This is a genomic window from Jatrophihabitans sp., assembly GCA_036399055.1.
In the GTDB taxonomy this organism is placed as follows: domain Bacteria; phylum Actinomycetota; class Actinomycetes; order Mycobacteriales; family Jatrophihabitantaceae; genus Jatrophihabitans_A.
The window spans coordinates 183,070-201,194 of the sequence record DASWNX010000017.1 but is presented as its reverse complement, the minus strand read 5'-3'; the positions used below and the strand labels follow the sequence as shown (position 1 = coordinate 201,194).

18 protein-coding genes and 2 tRNA genes are annotated in these 18,125 nt (G+C 68.1%); 17 read left to right on the top strand and 3 right to left on the bottom strand.

What is annotated here, in order from left to right:
- Positions 1-74 precede the first annotated feature (74 nt).
- From dnaA to VGB75_06580, 10 genes are all read left to right on the top strand, one after another.
- A complete protein-coding gene (dnaA, locus tag VGB75_06625) occupies positions 75-1,604 on the top strand; it encodes a chromosomal replication initiator protein DnaA (GenBank protein ID HEY0166700.1) in 1,530 nt (509 codons plus the stop codon).
- Positions 1,605-1,955: 351 nt separating this feature from the next.
- Positions 1,956-2,933 carry a decarboxylating 6-phosphogluconate dehydrogenase gene (gene gnd / locus VGB75_06620; GenBank protein ID HEY0166699.1) on the top strand — a complete coding sequence of 326 codons (978 nt, stop codon included), beginning with the start codon at positions 1,956-1,958 and terminating at the stop codon, positions 2,931-2,933.
- A gap of 20 nt (positions 2,934-2,953) precedes the next feature.
- On the top strand, positions 2,954-4,093 hold the full coding sequence (recF, locus tag VGB75_06615; GenBank protein HEY0166698.1) for a DNA replication/repair protein RecF: 1,140 nt from the start codon (positions 2,954-2,956) through the stop codon (positions 4,091-4,093).
- Between the two features lie 109 nt (positions 4,094-4,202).
- Positions 4,203-4,721: a DciA family protein gene (locus tag VGB75_06610; GenBank protein ID HEY0166697.1), complete on the top strand. Its 519-nt coding sequence runs from the start codon at positions 4,203-4,205 to the stop codon at positions 4,719-4,721.
- Between the two features lie 210 nt (positions 4,722-4,931).
- Entirely contained in the window at positions 4,932-6,890 is a 1,959-nt protein-coding gene (gyrB, locus tag VGB75_06605; protein ID HEY0166696.1) for a DNA topoisomerase (ATP-hydrolyzing) subunit B, read from the top strand.
- A 93-nt stretch (positions 6,891-6,983) separates the two neighbouring features.
- Complete coding sequence (gene gyrA / locus VGB75_06600) at positions 6,984-10,004, top strand: DNA gyrase subunit A (protein ID HEY0166695.1); 3,021 nt, start codon at positions 6,984-6,986, stop codon at positions 10,002-10,004.
- A 7-nt stretch (positions 10,005-10,011) separates the two neighbouring features.
- On the top strand, positions 10,012-10,701 hold the full coding sequence (locus VGB75_06595; protein HEY0166694.1) for a DUF3566 domain-containing protein: 690 nt from the start codon (positions 10,012-10,014) through the stop codon (positions 10,699-10,701).
- Positions 10,702-10,827: 126 nt separating this feature from the next.
- A tRNA-Ile gene (locus tag VGB75_06590) sits at positions 10,828-10,901 on the top strand.
- Positions 10,902-10,955: 54 nt separating this feature from the next.
- A complete protein-coding gene (locus VGB75_06585; protein ID HEY0166693.1) occupies positions 10,956-11,060 on the top strand; it encodes a DLW-39 family protein in 105 nt (34 codons plus the stop codon).
- Positions 11,061-11,144: 84 nt separating this feature from the next.
- A tRNA-Ala gene (locus tag VGB75_06580) sits at positions 11,145-11,217 on the top strand.
- A gap of 197 nt (positions 11,218-11,414) precedes the next feature.
- Here VGB75_06580 and VGB75_06575 read toward each other — a convergent pair.
- A complete protein-coding gene (locus tag VGB75_06575; GenBank protein HEY0166692.1) occupies positions 11,415-11,561 on the bottom strand; it encodes a hypothetical protein in 147 nt (48 codons plus the stop codon).
- 216 nt (positions 11,562-11,777) lie between these two features.
- Between VGB75_06575 and VGB75_06570 the strand changes: the two genes are divergently transcribed.
- A complete protein-coding gene (locus tag VGB75_06570; GenBank protein ID HEY0166691.1) occupies positions 11,778-12,017 on the top strand; it encodes a hypothetical protein in 240 nt (79 codons plus the stop codon).
- A 50-nt stretch (positions 12,018-12,067) separates the two neighbouring features.
- Here the strand turns inward: VGB75_06570 and VGB75_06565 are convergent, their stop codons facing one another.
- Entirely contained in the window at positions 12,068-12,262 is a 195-nt protein-coding gene (locus VGB75_06565; GenBank protein ID HEY0166690.1) for a hypothetical protein, read from the bottom strand.
- A 265-nt stretch (positions 12,263-12,527) separates the two neighbouring features.
- Here VGB75_06565 and VGB75_06560 point away from each other — a divergent pair, with 265 nt between their 5' ends.
- The 5 genes from VGB75_06560 to VGB75_06540 are packed head-to-tail and all read left to right on the top strand — an operon-like array spanning position 12,528 to position 16,826.
- Positions 12,528-13,799, top strand: coding sequence for a MurT ligase domain-containing protein (locus tag VGB75_06560; GenBank protein ID HEY0166689.1), 1,272 nt, complete (start codon positions 12,528-12,530; stop codon positions 13,797-13,799).
- 49 nt (positions 13,800-13,848) lie between these two features.
- Positions 13,849-14,562 carry a glutamine amidotransferase gene (locus tag VGB75_06555; protein ID HEY0166688.1) on the top strand — a complete coding sequence of 238 codons (714 nt, stop codon included), beginning with the start codon at positions 13,849-13,851 and terminating at the stop codon, positions 14,560-14,562.
- 22 nt (positions 14,563-14,584) lie between these two features.
- Positions 14,585-15,208 (top strand): hypothetical protein, encoded by a 624-nt coding sequence (locus tag VGB75_06550; protein HEY0166687.1) that lies wholly within the window; start codon positions 14,585-14,587, stop codon positions 15,206-15,208.
- Between the two features lie 17 nt (positions 15,209-15,225).
- On the top strand, positions 15,226-15,753 hold the full coding sequence (locus tag VGB75_06545) for a peptidylprolyl isomerase (GenBank protein HEY0166686.1): 528 nt from the start codon (positions 15,226-15,228) through the stop codon (positions 15,751-15,753).
- Between the two features lie 29 nt (positions 15,754-15,782).
- A complete protein-coding gene (locus VGB75_06540; GenBank protein HEY0166685.1) occupies positions 15,783-16,826 on the top strand; it encodes a rhomboid family intramembrane serine protease in 1,044 nt (347 codons plus the stop codon).
- A 24-nt stretch (positions 16,827-16,850) separates the two neighbouring features.
- Here the strand turns inward: VGB75_06540 and VGB75_06535 are convergent, their stop codons facing one another.
- A complete protein-coding gene (locus tag VGB75_06535; protein HEY0166684.1) occupies positions 16,851-17,129 on the bottom strand; it encodes a cell division protein CrgA in 279 nt (92 codons plus the stop codon).
- Between the two features lie 150 nt (positions 17,130-17,279).
- Here VGB75_06535 and VGB75_06530 point away from each other — a divergent pair, with 150 nt between their 5' ends.
- Positions 17,280-18,080: a DUF881 domain-containing protein gene (locus VGB75_06530; GenBank protein ID HEY0166683.1), complete on the top strand. Its 801-nt coding sequence runs from the start codon at positions 17,280-17,282 to the stop codon at positions 18,078-18,080.
- Positions 18,081-18,125 lie beyond the last annotated feature (45 nt).

Sequence of the window (18,125 nt, the reverse complement as noted above, 5' to 3'; positions counted from 1 at the left end):
GGTGCCTCCGGTGGCAGTTCATCCGGTCAGGCAGGCCGCGGTGCGGTGCGGTGCATAAGCGCAAGACCGAGGGAGTGACCCAAGTGGCGGACGAGCTCGCCGATCTTGCGGACGTCTGGCACCGCGCGATCAACCAGCTCGACGACCCCTCGGTCCGGCCGCATCAGCGCGCCTGGCTCAGCCTGACCCGGCCGATCGGACTGCTGGAGGACACCGCGCTGCTGGCCGCGCCCAACACCTACGCCAAGGACTACCTCGAGAACAACCTGCGACCGCTGATCACCGCGACCCTTAGCCAGGCCCTCGGCCGCGACATCAACGTCGCCGTCACGATCCAGCCCATGGAGCCCGGCGACCGGCCGAGCGCCTCAGTCGAGGTCGAAGAGGTCGAAGACCTCGAGATCGACACCTACGACCGGTTCTCTGACGGCTTATCCGACGGCCAGGACGAGCGGGTCGAGGCCCTGGTCGACGGTCGCGCCAACGGCCGGATCGACGGCGCGGCGAACCGGCTGGGCCGAGGGGCCTACGGTGGCGTGCCTACGCCGGCGATGGTGCGGATCGACCACGAGGCCCGGCTCAATCCGAAGTACACCTTCGAGACCTTCGTCCCCGGCTCGTCCAACCGGTTCGCCCACGCCGCGGCAGTGGCGGTCGCCGAGGCCCCGGCCAAGGCCTACAACCCGCTGTTCATCTACGGCGAGTCCGGGTTGGGCAAGACCCATCTGCTGCACGCCATCGGCACCTACGGCCGCCGGCTGGAACCGACCATGCGGGTCCGCTACGTCTCCAGCGAGGAGTTCACCAACGACTTCATCAACTCGGTCCGGGTCAATGACGTCCAGTCCTTCCAGCGCCGCTACCGCGATGTGGACCTGCTGCTGATCGACGACATCCAGTTCCTGGAGCGGGCCGAGCAGACTCAGGAAGCGTTCTTCCACACGTTCAACACCCTGCAGCTGGCGAACAAGCAGATCGTGATCTCGTGTGACCGCAAGCCCGAGCAGCTGTCCGGGCTGCAGAACCGGCTGGTCACCCGATTCAAGTCGGGGCTGATCACCGACGTGCAGGCGCCGGATCTGGAGCTGCGGATCGCGATCCTGCGCAAGAAGGCCGCCAAGGACGGGATGACGCTGCAGCCCGGTGTCATGGAATTCATCGCCTCCAAGATCCAGAGCAACATCCGTGAGCTCGAGGGCGCGCTGATCCGGGTGGTGGCCTTCGGCAGCCTGAACAAGCAGGACATCGACCTCAAACTCGCCGAGATCGTGCTCAAGGACCTGATCTCAGAGTCCGACCGGCCCGACATCACCGCCTCGACGATCATGGCTGTGACGGCTGAGTACTTCGGGATCAGCCTGGAAGACCTGACCGGCAGCTCGCGCACCAGGGTGCTGGTCTCGGCCCGGCAGATCGCGATGTACCTGTGCCGGGAGCTGACCGAGCTGTCGCTGCCCAAGATCGGCCAGACCTTCGGCGGCCGCGACCACACCACGGTGATGCACGCCGAGCGCAAGATCCGGTCCCTGATGACCGAGCGCCGCAATGTGTACAACCAGATCACCGAGCTGACCAGCCGGATCAGGACCCGCGCCCGCTCCTGAGCGGCGCCCGTCGGTCCCTAGCCCCCTGTTCTCGCGGTCGCCAGCAGTGGCGACCGCGGTAATCGAGTGCTTGCACACAGTGTGGGTAGCCGTGTGGACAGCGCCTTCCGCCGCTGTGGAGGACCACTTCGAGGTTGCGCTCCTCCACCTCGAGGGTGCCTGGCCTCTCAGGTTGTGCCACCCCTGGCACACACCCCAGATGGCGGCTGATCAGGGAAAACACTGGTTATCCACAGAGCCCACAGGCCTTATGACGACGATTACTTAACTCTGATCAGAAAGACAAGAACTACCTATCACTGCTGTGTACGGACCGGGGCGGGCTGCCTGCGTGCGGGCTGGACGACTACGGTGAAAACTCAGATCCGCGAGCGGCCAAGCAGGGCGACAGAGCTGGAGGCAGGCATGGAGATCGGTCTCATCGGGCTGGGCAAGATGGGCGGCAACATGGCCGAACGGATCCGCGGGGGCGGCCACACCGTCGTGGGCTTCGACCGGTCACCGGAAGCGGCGCGCGATGTCGCCTCGCTTGAGGAGCTGGTGAGCACGCTGGCCGCGCCCCGCACCGTGTGGATCATGGTTCCCGCCGGCGCCGCCACCGAGGAGACGGTCCTGGCACTGAGTGAGCTGCTCAGCGAGGGCGACCTCGTCATCGACGGCGGCAACTCCAAGTACACCGACGACGCCCGGCATGCCGAGCTGCTCGCCGCCAAGGGCATCTCCTTCCTCGACGCCGGCGTCTCCGGGGGTGTTTGGGGCCTGAAGAACGGTTATGCGCTGATGATCGGGGGCGCGGCCGACGACGTCGCAAGGGCCCAGCCGATCTTCGACGCGCTCAAGCCCCAGGGCGAGGGTGGCTTCGTGCACGCCGGAAGCGCCGTGGGCGCCGGTCACTTCGCCAAGATGGTCCACAACGGCATCGAGTACGGCATGATGCAGGCCTATGCCGAGGGCTACGAGTTGATGGCGGCCTCACCGCTGCTGGACAACGTCGCCGAGACGTTCAAGTCCTGGCAGCAGGGCACCGTCATCCGGTCCTGGCTGCTGGACCTGGCGGTGCTGGCCCTCGATGAGGACCCTGGCCTGAGCAAGCTGCGCGGCTACGCCCAGGACTCCGGAGAGGGCCGGTGGACCGTCGAGGCGGCTATCGACAACGCCGTTCCGATGCCGGTGATCACCGCGGCGCTGTTCGCCCGGTTCGCCTCCCGCCAGGATGACTCGCCTGCGATGAAGATGGTGGCCGCACTGCGCAACCAGTTCGGCGGCCATGCCGTCGAGGCAGTCGGCAGCGTGACGGCCTCGCAGGCCATCTCGCCTGGCGCCTCCTAGAGCCTGCGCCGTCGGCCTCGATGTACGTCCAGCACCTCAGCGTCGCCGATTTCCGGAGCTGGCCCCGAGCCGATGTCAGCTTCGATCCCGGTGCCAGCGTGTTGATCGGGCCGAACGGCCAGGGCAAGACCAACCTGCTCGAGGCGATCGGGTATCTGGCCACGTTGGGCAGTCACCGGGTGGCCACCGACGCCCCCTTGATCCGGGCGGGCGCGGATCGGGCGGTGGTGCAGGCCGCGGTGGTGTCGGCCGGGCGGCAGCTGGTCCTCGAAGTCGAGATCACCGCCGGCCGGGCCAACCGGGCCAAGCTGAACCGGTCACCGGTGACACGCCCGCGTGACATCCTGGGCGGGCTGCGGACCGTGCTGTTCGCGCCCGAGGACCTGGCGATCGTTCGCGGTGACCCGTCCGAGCGCAGGCGCTTCCTCGATGACGTGTTGGTGCAGTTGACACCCCGGCTGGCAGGCGTGCGCGCCGACTACGAGCGGGTCCTCAAGCAGCGGGCCGCGCTTCTCAAGACCGCCGGCGCGGCTCGGCGAGCCGGCGGCGCCGGGGATCTGCGCACCTTGGAGGTGTGGGACGGGCACCTGGCCACCCACGGCGCGCAGCTGCTGGCCGCCCGGTTGGAGCTGGTGGCCGCGCTTCGTCCCTATGCGGTCGAGGCCTATGCCGAACTGGCGCCGGCCAGCGGCCGGCTGTCACTCAGTTATGTCAGCTCAGTTGTGGATCCAGCAGGTAATGACACCGGTGTAATACCAAGCGTGGAGTCCTTGTCCCAGGCCTTGCTCGCCGAACTGGCCAAGGTCCGGCAGCAAGAGATCGAGCGCGGCGTGAGCCTGGTGGGTCCTCACCGCGATGATCTGGAACTCCGGCTCAACGAGCTGCCGCTTCGCGGCTATGCCAGTCATGGCGAGGGCTGGTCGGCGGCGCTGGCGCTGCGACTGGCGTGTTTTCAGCTGCTCTCGGCAGACGGCGCTGAACCGGTGCTCATCCTCGATGACGTCTTCGCCGAGCTGGACACGGCTCGCCGTGATCAGCTGGCCGGCATCGCGGGCAAGGCCGAGCAGGTGCTGATCTCAGCGGCGGTGCTGGGTGACGTGCCGCCGGCATTGACCGGTGCGCAGTACTCGGTCGCTGAGGGTGAGGTTCGCCGTGCGTGAGGATTCCGACGCCAAAGTGGATATCCACCGCGCACGTGGCCGGTTTGTCGAGGGTGATCGCCAGTTGTCCACAGAACCTCACCAGTTATCCCCAAATGGTCCCACCGCTGTGCCCGACACTGAGGGTGATGACCTGCCCTCTCCTGATCTGGCGGCCGGCGCGCTTCGCTCGGCCCGGTCGATCGCGGCAGGCCGGGGCGCCGGCCGGCCGGCGCGGCTCAGCCGGCGGCGCTCAGCCGGCGGCGGGTACAGCGGCGCCCGCCCGGACGAACGCGACCCGGCCCCGATCGGCGCCATCGTGGGTCGGTCGATGGCCGAGCTCGGCTGGGTCGCCCCGCTGGCCCAGGCCAGGTTGATGGGCCAGTGGGCCAGCGTGGTGGGCTCAGACATCGCCGCCCGCTGCCAGCCGGTCAGCCTGGCCGACGGTGAGCTCAAAGTGTCGGCCGAGTCCACCGCGTGGGCGACCCAGCTGCGGTTGATGGCGCCGCAGATCCTGGCCAGGATCGCCCGGGAGCTGCCGGCCGGGCTGGTCACCAAGCTGATCATCACCGGCCCCTCGGCGCCGTCCTGGAAGCATGGTCCCTGGTCGATGCACGGCGGCCGGGGAGCGCGCGACACCTACGGCTGATCGGCAGACGCTGCCGAGCTGACGGCCGATGGCGCGTATCCCGATTCACCAGTGGCCACAAAATCGCTCAGTGGAACGATCAGCGGTGTTGCAAGCGGCATGGTGGCCTTGCCACCCCGTAGACTGGTGAGGTTGACCCCCCGCTGGTGGGTCCCCACTGATAGGCCCTGTCGCGCGAAGGCGCAGCACGGCTTGTGAAGAGCAGTCCAGATGAAGGAGCACCGAGTGCCGGCTAAGGCTGCGTCTGAATACGGAGCAGATTCGATCACCGTCCTTGAGGGGCTCGAAGCTGTCCGCAAAAGACCGGGCATGTACATCGGCTCCACCGGTGAGCGAGGCCTGCACCACCTGGTCTGGGAAGTGGTTGACAACTCCGTCGACGAGGCACTGGCCGGTCACTGCGACCGGATCGAGGTCACCCTGCTGCCCAACGGTGGCGTCCGGGTCGTCGACAACGGCCGTGGCATGCCGGTCGGCATGAACACCGCCCAGAAGAAGCCCGCGGTCGAGGTGATCCTGACCATCCTGCATGCCGGCGGCAAGTTCGACAGCGACTCCTACGCGGTCTCCGGCGGCCTGCACGGGGTCGGCATCTCGGTGGTGAACGCGCTGTCCTCCCGGCTTGAGGTCGAGATCAAGCGTGAGGGCCACGTCTGGCGCCAGCCCTACGTCGACCAGAAGCCGGCCGCGCCGCTGCACAAGGGCGAGCCCAGCAAAGAGACCGGCACCACCGTCACCTTCTGGCCCGACGACCAGATCTTCGAGTCGATCGAGTTCTCCTACGAGACGATCATCCGCCGGCTGCAGGAGATGGCCTTCCTGAACAAGGGCCTGACCATCACGGTGTGCGACGAGCGGGGCGGTGACCACGAGTTGCGCCGGGTGGACTACCACTACGCCGGCGGCATCGCTGACTTCGTCAAGCACCTCAACGCCACCAAGTCCCCGATCCACAAGTCGGTGGTCTACTTCGAGGCCGAGGACAAGGAGCTGCGGCTGTCGGCCGAGGTGGCTCTGCAGTGGAACGAGTCCTACTCCGAGTCGGTCTACACCTTCGCCAACACCATCAACACCCACGAGGGCGGCACCCACGAGGAGGGCTTCCGCAGCGCCCTGACCTCGGTGGTCAACCGGTGGGCGACCGACAAGAAGATCTTCAAGCCCAACGACGAGAAGCTGACCGGCGACGACATCCGCGAGGGTCTGGCGGCGATCATCTCGATCAAGCTGGCCGAACCGCAGTTCGAGGGCCAGACCAAGACCAAGCTGGGCAACTCCGAGGCCAAGTCCTTCATCCAGAAGGTGTGCAACGAGTGGCTGGCCGACTGGTTCGAGCGCAATCCCACCGAGGGCCGGATGATCATCACCAAGGCCACCTCGGCGGCGCGGGCCCGCAAAGCCGCGCAGCAGGCGCGCAAGCTGGCTCGCAAGAACGCCCTGGACACCATGGGGTTGCCCGGCAAACTGGCCGACTGCCGCTCCACCGACCCCGGCAAGAGCGAGCTTTACATCGTCGAGGGCGACTCGGCCGGCGGTTCGGCCAAGTCCGGCCGGGACTCGATGTACCAGGCGATCCTGCCGATCCGAGGCAAGATCATCAACGTCGAGAAGGCCCGGATAGACCGGGTGCTGAAGAACACCGAGGTCCAGTCGCTGATCACCGCGCTGGGCACCGGCATCCACGACGACTTCGATCTGGCCAAGCTGCGCTACCACAAGGTGGTGCTGATGGCCGACGCCGACGTCGACGGCCAGCACATCACCACACTGCTGCTGACCCTGCTGTTCCGCTTCATGCGACCGCTCATCGAGCACGGCCACGTCTTCCTGTCCCAGCCGCCGCTGTACAAGATCAAGTGGTCCAAGGGCGACCCGGACTTCGCCTACTCAGACCGCGAGCGTGACGGCCTGATCTCCCAGGGCGAGGCGGCCGGCCGGCGGCGCGCGGCTGGCGACTCGATCCAGCGGTACAAGGGCCTGGGCGAGATGAACGCCACCGAGCTGTGGGAGACCACCATGGACCCGGCCACCCGGGTGCTGCTGCGGGTCACCCTCGACGACGCCGCGACCGCCGATGAGCTGTTCTCGGTGCTGATGGGCGATGACGTCGAGGCTCGCCGGTCCTTCATCGTCCGCAACGCCAAGGACGTCCGGTTCCTAGACATCTAAAGGCTCTGAGCTAGACCCGGCTCGACGGGCCGGAAGGCAAGCGGGCCCGTCGGGTCTGCGCCGCCCTGCATCTGCTCTTAACGAAAGGCCGTCATGACTGAGATCCCGCCGCCGGCGACGACTGACCGGATCGAACCGGTGGACATCCAGCTGGAGATGCAGCGCAGCTTCCTGGACTACGCGATGAGCGTGATCGTGGCCCGCGCGCTGCCCGACGTCCGGGACGGCCTCAAGCCAGTGCACCGGCGGGTGCTCTACGCGATGTATGACAGCGGCTACCGGCCCGACCGCGGCCACGTCAAGTGCTCGCGGGTGGTCGGCGACGTGATGGGCAACTATCACCCGCATGGCGACATGTCGATCTATGACACCCTCGTGCGGCTGTCCCAGCCGTGGTCGATGCGGGCGCCGCTGATCGACGGCCAGGGCAACTTCGGCTCACCGGGCAACGACCCGGCGGCCGCGATGCGGTACTGCGTCACCGGCCAGACGATGATCGCCACCCCCGACGGCGACGTGGCGATCGCCGACCTGCTGCCCGGGGCCGAGCCGAACTCGACCACCGAGGTCGACTTCAAGGTGATCGGGCGCGACGGCGCGCCGGTGCGGGTCAGCGCGTTCCACCACTCCGGTGAGCACCCGGTGCTCACCGTGTCGGCCGGCGGCCGGTCGGTGACCGGCACCGCCAACCACCCGCTGCTGGTGATCGGCCGGGTTCAGAACGTCCCCACCCTGATGTGGAAGCTGATGGGCGAGATCACCGACGCCGACGTCCTGGTGCTGCGCTCGTCGGAGTTCAGCGGCCAGAGCTGGGCCAAGACGATGCCGCTGCTGCCGGACCTGAGCGCGGTCTACCGCAACGGCCAGGCCCGGCACCTGCCCGACGACGGCGGCGACCCGCGCCAGTTCACCCTGGCGCCGGTCAGCTCGGTCTCACCGGCCGGCGTCGAGGCGGTCTACTCGCTGCGGGTCGACTCGGCAGACCACGCGTTTCTCACCAACGGCTTCGTCTCGCACAACACCGAGGCCCGGCTGTCGCCGCTGGCCATGGAGATGCTGCGCGACATCGACGAGGACACCGTCGACTTCAAGCCGAACTATGACGGCCGGTCCCAGGAACCGGTGGTGCTGCCGTCCCGCATCCCGAACCTGCTGGTCAACGGCGGCGGTGGCATCGCGGTCGGCATGGCGACCAACCTGCCGCCGCACAACCTGCGCGAGGTGGCCGCGGGCGTCACCTGGGCCCTGGATCACCCCGACGCCACCCCGGACGAGCTGCTCGAGCAGTTGATGCGCGAGATCCCCGGCCCGGACTTCCCGACCAAGGCGCTGATCGTCGGCCGGGACGGGATCGAAGAGGCTTACCGCACCGGCCGGGGCTCGATCCGGATGCGGGCCGTGGTGACCGTCGAGGAGGACAGCCGGGGACGCGCGATCCTGGTGGTCACCGAGCTGCCCTATCAGGTCAACCCCGACAACCTGGTCGAGAACATCGCGGGCCTGGCCCGCGAGGGCAAGGTCGGGGGCATCGCCGACATCAACGACGAGTCCTCGGACCGGATCGGCATGCGCATCGTGGTCACCCTCAAGCGTGACGCGGTGGCCAAGGTGGTGCTGAACAACCTCTACAAGCACACCCAGCTGCAGACCACCTTCGGCGTCACGATGCTCTCGATCGTGGACGGGGTGCCGCGCACCCTGCGACTGGACCAGATGGTCAGCTACTACGTCGATCATCAGGTCGAGGTCATCCAGCGGCGCACCCGCTACCGGTTGCGCAAGGCCGAGGAGCGCGCGCACATCCTGCGCGCCTACCTCAAGGCCCTGGACGCGCTGGACGCTGTGATCGCGTTGATCCGCAGCTCTCCCTCGGCCGACGCCGCCCGGACCGGGCTGATGCAACTGTTGGAGATCGACGAGATCCAGGCCGTGGCGATCCTGGACCTGCAACTGCGCCGGCTGGCCGCCCTGGAACGGCTGCGGATCCAGGAGGAGGCCGCCGAGATCGAGGCCAAGATCGCCGACTTCAAGGACATCCTCGACAAGCCCGGCCGGCAGCGCCAGATCATCCGCGACGAGCTGAACGAGATCGTCGACAAGTACGGCAACGAGCGGCGCACCCGGCTGATCCCTTACGACGGCGACATGTCGATGGAGGACCTGATCGCCGCCGAGGACGTGGTGGTGACCATCACCCGCACCGGCTACGCCAAGCGGACCAAGACCGACCTCTACCGGGCCCAGCGCCGCGGCGGCAAGGGCGTGCAGGGCGCGGCACTGAAGACCGATGACCTGGTGGCGCATTTCTTCGTGTGCTCCACGCACGACTGGATCCTGTTCTTCACCAACAAGGGCCGGGTCTATCGCACCAAGACCTATGACCTGCCCGAGGCCAACCGCAACGCCCGCGGCCAGCATGTGGCCAACCTGCTGGCCTTCCAGCCGGACGAGGTGATCGCCGAGGTGATCACCATCAAGAATTACGAGGCCTCGCCCTACCTGGTGCTGGCCACCAAGGCCGGACTGATCAAGAAGACCAAGCTGTCCGATTTCGACTCCAACCGCTCCGGCGGCATCGTGGCCATCAACCTGCGCGAGGAGGACGAGCTGATCGACGCCGCCCTCATCTCGCCGACCGATGACCTGTTGCTGGTGAGCAAGAAGGCGCAGTCCATCCGGTTCAAGGCCGACGACGAGACGCTGCGCCCGATGGGCCGGGCCACCTCCGGTGTGATCGGCATGCGGTTCTCCGGCCAGGACGAGCTGCTGGCCATGGAGGTCGTCCAGGACGACATGGAGATCCTGATCGCGACCGACGGCGGCTTCGCCAAGCGCACCAAGGTGGCCGAGTACCCGGTCCAAGGTCGAGGCGGGAAGGGCGTTCTGACCGCGCGTATAGTTTCCACGCGTGGTGCCTTGGTTGGCGCGATGACCGTTCGGCCCGAGGATGAGATCTACGCGATCACCTCCGACGGCGTGGTGATCCGGACATCTGTGGCCGAGGTGCGGCGAACGTCGCGTCAGACAATGGGCGTGCGGTTGATCAACCTTCCCGACGGCGTCAATCTGGTCTCGATCGCTCGCAATGCCGACGAACCCGAGGAGCAGGAGTAGCAGGGATATGACTCAGGGCTATCCGCCGCCTGCTCGGGGCAGCAACGCCGGCGCTGACCAGGACACCGCGACCCTGCCGAAGGTGGGAACGTCCCAGCAGCCGCCGAGCCAGCAGTCCGGGGGCTGGTCCAGCCCACCGGTCAACTCCGGTCCCGGTTCGGGTTCGGGCCCCGACGACGGCTCGTCGGGCAACGGTTTCGGGGCGAAGCTGGCGTCCAAGGCCTCTGCCGCGGCGGCCACCGCGACCTCGGCGGCCTCTTCGGCCAAGGGCGCGATGAAGACAGCCGCGAGCGAGGCCGAGACGCGGGCCGCCCGTGGCCGCTCGGGTCGCGGCGTACGGCAGCCCCGGCGGGCCCGGCTGACCCTGAGCCACATCAACGTCTACTCGGTCTTCAAGTTCTCGTGCGTGCTGGCGATCGCGTTGTTCTTCGTCTGGCTGATCATGGTGGGCGTGCTGTACGGCATCCTCGATGTGGCCGGGGTGTTCAGCAAGGTGAACGAGACGGTGCAGACCATCTCCGGCGACGAGAAGAGCGGCGACGTGGTGACCGGCTCGCTGGTCTTCGGCGCCGCGATCATCATCGGCGCGGTCAACATCGTGCTGTTCATCGCGTTGAGCACGATCGGGGCGATGATCTACAACCTGTGCGCCGACCTGGTGGGCGGCGCCGAGGTCACGCTGTCTGAGCGTGAGTAGCTGTTCAGACGGTGGCCCTGACGGCTTGTCGGCTGGCGGCTGGTAGGCCGGCGGCCCGATGCGGGGGGCGGTTTGGGGCCGCTCAGGCCAACCGGTAAAGTCACTCCTCGCGCGTCAGCGTGCAGCGGGCCTATAGCTCAGATGGTTAGAGCGCATCCCTGATAAGGATGAGGCCGGAGGTTCAAGTCCTCCTAGGCCCACTCTGCAGCCGTTTCACGGACCCGCCCGGCCCGTGTGCAGCGAGGGAGAAGCCCGTGAAGAAGTTGCTGATGCTCGCCGCCGCGGCTGCCGTGCAATACGCCGTGAAGCGCAAGAAGGGCAAGGACAGCCGCGACGTCTGGAAGCAGGCCACCCGCTAGCGCAACGGTCGGCCCGCCGGCTGCCGCTGGACCGGCGGCTAGGATCGGTAGGCGCTCGGGATCCGCTGCTCGCGGGTCCTGTCCGGGGACGTAGCTCAATTGGCAGAGCACTGCCTTTGCAAGGCAGGGGTTAGGGGTTCGATTCCCCTCGTCTCCACCCAGACGCAGGTGGCGTGGCACTCCGCTACTGACGGCCGCTCGGCCTAGCTCGAGTACGAAGACCTCCTGGTGTGGAGCGGCGCGCCAAGGCAGTCCGCTCCGCCCAGGAAGGTTTTCGCATCTCAAAATCACTCAGCTCATGACTTTCCATACAGGCGACGGCCACAGCGGTCTCCCCCTGGGCGCGCCACCCGGTCAGACCTGATAATCCTGGTTCGAGATAAAGATTTGTTGCACGACGGTCTCCTCGCCGTAGGACCGGTTCGGATCAGTGGATTGGAGCACGATCCGGCTTCCCACCGCGTAGAGGTAGAAGTACAGGTAGCCACCTGCGGACTTCACATCCTCATCACCCAGCTCGATCCCGTCAAGATAGATATGCAGGCGGGCCCGGGTCCCACTACCCACATTGTCGTGGGCGTAAAACCCTTACGTAAGAGATGTAGCATCGGACAAGCTGTGTTGCGGTCCGTGAAGGCGATGGGCACGATGAAGGAAGCTGCTCACGCAGCCGGCGAGTTCAGACCCGAACCGCCTCAGCAGGTACGAGGGATCACCATGACCGACTCGAACCCCACTGGGCACAGCACTTCCGGCAAGCAGGGCTCGCAGGGCTCGCAGGGCGCTGACAGCCTCGAAGAGGCCGCCCAGGACGGCCCGCTGCCCGAGACCGAGAACATCGACGCGGCAGCCGAGGCCGGACGGGACAACTCCGAGGCTGAGGATCCCGGCGACAACCGCGACACCGACCCCATCGCCGGCGGGGGGATCCTCGGCGGCATCAGCCAGTCCCGGTAAGCACCGCGCAGCCGCCGCCTACCCGCTGAGCTTTCGGGCGCTGGGCGGATCTAACCCTCGGTGCTGGCCGGCTCTTCGTAGTCGCAGCGCACGCACTGCTTGACGGTGCCGATCGGCTGCATGCCGCGGTTGCTCATCGCGTGCATGTCGATCTCGAACCCGCCGCTGGTCTGGCACTCATCGCACCAGAGGTCATTGCGGATGGTCCCGCCGACGACCTGGACGACGTGCCGGATCACCGCCATGTTCGACCGCCGACCGGGCTGACGGTGTTGAGCTGATAGGGACGTGGACTAACCATCGGTGACTCCCTGTGTTTTCAGGGCTGGGGTTAAGGGCATTAATACTAATAGATCGTTACTCAGTGTGACAGCATCGCGTGAGACCTAGGTGATGTTCAGCTTGGTCGCGGCGGCGAGTCGTGGCCTCGCCGAGAATGCCCAGCTGGGCTCGCGTCGAACGCGCTAGTCGCTCGGTCGGTGGTCGGCGGTCGGTAGCCTGGGCAGCACCATGGACATCCTCGCGATCTGGCTCGGCAAACTGACGTTGCTGGCACTGCGGGCCGTCGGCCGGCGCGGCACCGCGCTACCCGGCCTGGTGGTGGAGAAGGTGTTCCCGCGCTTCCTGGCGCGCCGGCTGGCCCGGCTGCCGCTCGGCGTGGTGGTCATCACCGGCACCAACGGCAAGACCACCACCACCAAGATGGTCGCCACCGTGCTCGGCCAGCGGCACCGGGTGCTGACCAACGACACCGGCGGCAACTTCGTCCGAGGCGTGCTGACCTCTGTCGTGCAGCAGTCGTCCTGGCTCGGCCGCACACCGGCCGACGTCGCGGTGCTCGAGCTGGACGAGGCGCACGCGGTCCGGTTCTGCCAGGTCCACCAACCCGAGCGGCTGCTGCTGCTCAACGTGCTGCGCGACCAGCTCGACCGATTCGGCGAGATCGACACCACCGCCCAACTGCTGGCCAAGGTGGCGGCCCGGACCACGAGGCACGTGGTGGTCAACCGGGACGACCCCCGGCTGGTCAGGGTGGCTGCCGGGCTGGCGGCCGAGGTCAGCTATTTCGGGGTGGCGCCGGCGTTGCGGGAGCAGTTCCCCACCGACGAGGAGATGTACGGCGGCCAGGTGGAGATCTCGGAGCTGAAGGCGGCCGTCGAGCTGCTGAGCCTGGACCTGGGCGTCAGCACCGAGCTCACGCTGCGGATCGGTGACGCCGAGGAGGTCATCACCCTGCTGGCCGAGGGCGCCCACAACGCCCAGAACGCGGCCGGGGCGGCGGCCCTGGCGCTGACCTTCGGCCTGGACGCCGGCGCCATCGCGGCCGGCCTTCGCGCGGTGCAGCCGGCCTTCGGCCGCGGCCAGTCCTTCGACCTCGCCGGCCGCCGGGTGGTGCTGCAGCTGGTGAAGAACCCGGCAGGTTTCCGGCAGTCCCTGCGCACCGTGACCGGGCTGCGTCCGGCCGCGACGGTGATCGCGATCAACGACGACTACGCCGACGGCCGCGACATGTCGTGGCTGTGGGACGTGGAGTTCGCCTCGGCGCTGCAGGACATCTCCGGCCGGCTGGTGACCTCGGGAACCCGGGCTGCCGACATGGCGGTGCGGCTGCATTACGACGGCCTGACGGTCGAGCAGGTCGACCCCGACCTCGGCCGCGCCGTCCAGCAGGCCACCGCCGCGGTCGCGCCGGGTGACACGGTCGTGGTGTTCTCGACGTACACCGCGATGTGGCAGCTGCACCAGGTGCTGGCCAAGCTGACCGGGGTGGCTGTCCGATGAGGCGGGCGTCGACCATGCGCGCTCGCGCGAAGAGCCTGGGGATGAGCCGATGAGCAAGCTGACGCTGGCACACCTGTACCCGCGCGAGATGAACATCTACGGCGACACCGGCAATGTCCTGGTGCTGCGCAAGCGCCTGCAGTGGCGGGGCCTGGACGCCGACGTCGTCGGCGTGCAGGTGGGCGATCGGCTACCTGCCGACACCGACATCCTGCTCGGCGGCGGTGGCCAGGACGCGGCCCAGGGCGACATCGGCCAGGACTTCGTCAGCCGTGGCGCCGAGCTGCGGGCGATGGCCGACGACGGCGTGGTGATGCTGACGATCTGCGGCAGCTACCAGCTGCTGGGCCACCACTTCCTCACCAAGGACGGCCGCACGATCGACGGGGTCGGGGTGCTGGACGTCAGCACCACCGGCTCTGACCAGCGACTGATCGGCAACAACCACATCGACACCGACTGGGGACGGCTGGTCGGCTTCGAGAACCACAGCGGGCTCACCGATCTCGGACCCGAGGTCCAGCCGCTCGGCCGGACGGTCGCCGGCCGCGGCAACAACGGCCGGGACCAGACCGAGGGCGCGGTGCGCGGCAATGTCTTCGGCACCTACTTGCACGGCCCGGTGCTGGCCAAGAGCCCGCAGTTCGCCGACGAGCTGCTTCGCCGGGCGCTCACGCGCCGGGGCCTGGACACCGAACTCGAGCCGCTGGACGACACCCTCGCCCTGGCGGCCGCGGACGTGGCGAGCCGGCGTCCGAGGTGAGCAGGCGGTGAGAGCCGCCCCGGTGAGCAGAGCTGTGCCGGGAGCGCTCATCGTCGCGCTGGCGCTGGCGCTGACCGGCTGCCAGCCCGGTGCCGGCAGCGGTGGCCCGGCGAGCCCCCGGGCTACCCAAGCCGCGTCGTCGACCGGGCTCGCCGACGGCGGCGGCGGCGAGCGGACCGGCCCTGCCAGCACGGTGCTCAGCACCCCCCGGCCGACCTTGAGCACCCCGGGCGCCGTTGCGGAGGCGCCTGGCAGCTGCCCGTACATCAGCGCTGCTGACTTCGCTCAGCTCGAGGGCGACCGGGTAGGGCAGGTCACCGTGCTGCAGAGCCGGCCGGCGGGTTGCCGCTTCTACTTCGCCTTCGATCCCGCCGTCGTGGTGGGAGAGATCACCGTGGCCCGCTTTCCGACGGCCACCCAGGCCTACAACGCGATGGTCGGATCAGCGCAGGGGCACCCGGAAGTGCAGTCCGAGCCTGGCATCGGGGCCGGCGCGGTGGCCTTCACCACCCCGCTGCAGGGCAGTCCGAGCTGGCAGTGCGTCTTCGCCAAAGGCGCCTCGGTGGTCACCGTGCGAACCCGGCAGCCATACCCTGCATTGAACGCCTTTAATCTCGCGCGGGCGATAGCCCCGAAAATCAAGTGACGACAGGAGTCAGTTCCGTGACCGCAGCAACCCAGAAGGCCACCCTGCACACCTCGGCCGGTGACATCACCGTTGAGCTGTTCGGCAACCACGCCCCCAAGACGGTGGCCAACTTCGTCGAGCTGGCCACCGGCGCCAAGGAGTGGACCGACCCGCGGACCGGCAAGAAGACCACCGCCAACCTCTACGACGGCACCGTCTTTCACCGGGTCATCGACAACTTCATGATCCAGGGCGGCGACCCGCTGGGCCGGGGCACCGGCGGCCCGGGCTACAACTTCGGCGACGAGTTCCACCCCGAGCTGAGCTTTGACCGGCCGTACCTGCTCGCGATGGCCAACGCCGGCCCGGGCACCAACGGCAGCCAGTTCTTCATCACCACCACCCCCACCCCGCACCTCAACCGCAAGCACACCATCTTCGGCGAGGTCGCCGACGCCGACAGCCGGGCGGTGGTGGACGCCATCGGCAAGACCCGCACCGGCGCCGCGGACCGCCCGGTCACCGACATCACCATCAACTCCATCACCATCACCGACGCCTAGGCCCCTCGGCCGATACGAGAGCAAGGGACATGCAGCCGACGCAACCGCCCGCTGGACCGGACCCGTACCCCGGCTTCGCCGGTTGCTACCGGCATCCGGACCGGCTCACCGGCGTGCGGTGCGTCCGCTGCGACCGTCCTATCTGCCCTGACTGCCAGCGGGCGGCCTCGGTGGGCTTTCAGTGCCCGGACGACGTCAAGGCCGGCGCGGCCACGGTCCGCCAGGGGCGGACGGTGCTGGGCGCCCGGGTCGGCTCGCAGACCCCGTACATCACCTGGGCGCTGATCGCGCTGAACGTGGTGATCTACCTGCTGACCGGCCTGGGCCCGGGCAGCTCGCTGATCGACAACACCAACACCGAGCTGTTCCAGGACTGGGAGCTGGTGCCCAATGTGGTGGGCTTCCAGCGTGACTACCTGCGGCTGGTGACGGCGGCCTTCCTGCACCTGGGCCCGCTGCACCTGCTGCTCAACATGTTCGCCCTCTACGTCATCGGCCCGCCGCTGGAACGGGTGATGGGCTGGTGGCGCTTCCTGGCCGTCTACCTGCTCGGCGCGCTCGGCGGCTCGGTGGCCATCATGCTGATGGGCGACGTCCGCCAGCCGGTGGTGGGCGCCTCCGGAGCGATCTTCGGGCTGTTCGCGGCGGCGCTGGTGCTGTCCCGGGTGGTCGGATTCGACACCCGGTCGCTGGTGATCACGATCGGGATCAACTTCATCTTCACCTTCTCGGTGCCCGGCATCTCCAAGCTAGGTCATATCGGCGGCTTCGTGCTCGGCGGCCTGGCCAGCCTGGCGCTGCTGGGCTGGACCATGAACCGCCGGGGGCCGCTGACCGACCGGTTACGCGCCATCCAGGTGGCCAGCCTGGCAGGACTGCTGGTGGTGCTGATGGCTCTGGCGCTCTGGCGCACCGAACAGATCCGCGACGACCTGTTCGCAGAGCTGGACGGCTTGCGGGCCTCGAGCATGGCCGTCTCACACACCCCGGGTCACCTGACGCGTCCAGGTTCATCCACAGGAGTGGACGAACCTGGGGAGAACTACAGCGGTGTAATCACAGCGGTGCAATAACCTGTGGATAACGCTGGCGGGCGCTTACCGCCAGCGAACCGCCAGTCCCAGGCCGACGATCAGAAAGCCGAAGCCGACCGCGAAGTTCCAGCTGCCCAGGCTGTTCATGAACGGAATGCTCTCGGCCGCCATGTAGTAGACGACGATGTAGGCCAGCCCGATCAGCAAGAATGCCGCCATCACGGCTGGGTACCAGGGAGGGCTCGGCTTGACCATCTTGGCGTCGCCGCCGGCCGAAGCGCGCGCGCCGGTCGCTGGCGAGGGCTGGTAGCTCGACTTCTTGCGAACCTTCGACTTCGGCACGTACGTCTCCTCATGACCTGGTGGACCGGCGGGTGTCAGCCGAATCCGGCCCCGCCGACCGGCCGGCAACGGTGCGGCTAGCCTAATCGCCGCACAGCCGGCAGCGCACGCCTAGGTGTGCGCCGGTCCCAGAAATGCGACAGTAGGCACATGAGGGGCGGCACTGAGAAGCGACCGGTCGGCGGGTCCGCCGACCGCGCCGGCTGGCGCCCGCGGTTGCCCCGGCCCGCCAACCCGGGGCTGTGGCGGGCGCTGGTGCCGGTGGTAGCGCTGCTGGCGGGGCTGCTGGCCGCCACCACGGCCAGCACCGCTCGCGGCACCGACCTGCGCTCGGCCGGCCGCAGCAACCTCACCGACCTGATCCGCCAGACCGAGGCCAGAGCCGCCCAGGACAACAGGCTGGTGCGGCAACTGCAGGCCGAGGTCGCCGCGGCCACCGACCGGCTGGCCCAAGCCGACGAGCGGATCGCGGCGATCAAGGCCCGTGCGCAGCCGCTGCTGATGCCGGCCGGGCTGGTCGCGATGACCGGCCCAGGCCTCAGCGTCACCCTTGACGACGCCCACCCGGCCGAGCCGGAGAGCGACCCGGTGAAGGCCAATGCCCTGGTGGTGCACGAGTCCGACCTGCAGGCCGCGGTGAACGCGCTGTGGGCCGGCGGCGCCGAGGCGGTGATGGTGATGAACCAGCGGTTGTCGGCCACCAGCGCGGTCCGCTGCGTCGGAAACACGCTGTTGCTCAACGGCCGGGTCTACTCCCCGCCCTTCACCGTCTCCGCGATCGGCCCGGTCGCGCAGATGCGGATCGCCCTGAACGAGTCGATCAGCCTGCAGCAATACCGCGAGGACGCCGACGCCTACGGCCTGGGATACGAGGTGAGTGAGCGCGAGAAGATCGAGGTGCCGGCCTACGACGCTCCGATCGGGCTGCGCTACGCCGAAGTAGGTGATTGACCCCGCGCGAAGTAGCCAGGCGGGTGGCAGTGACACGCACGGGCT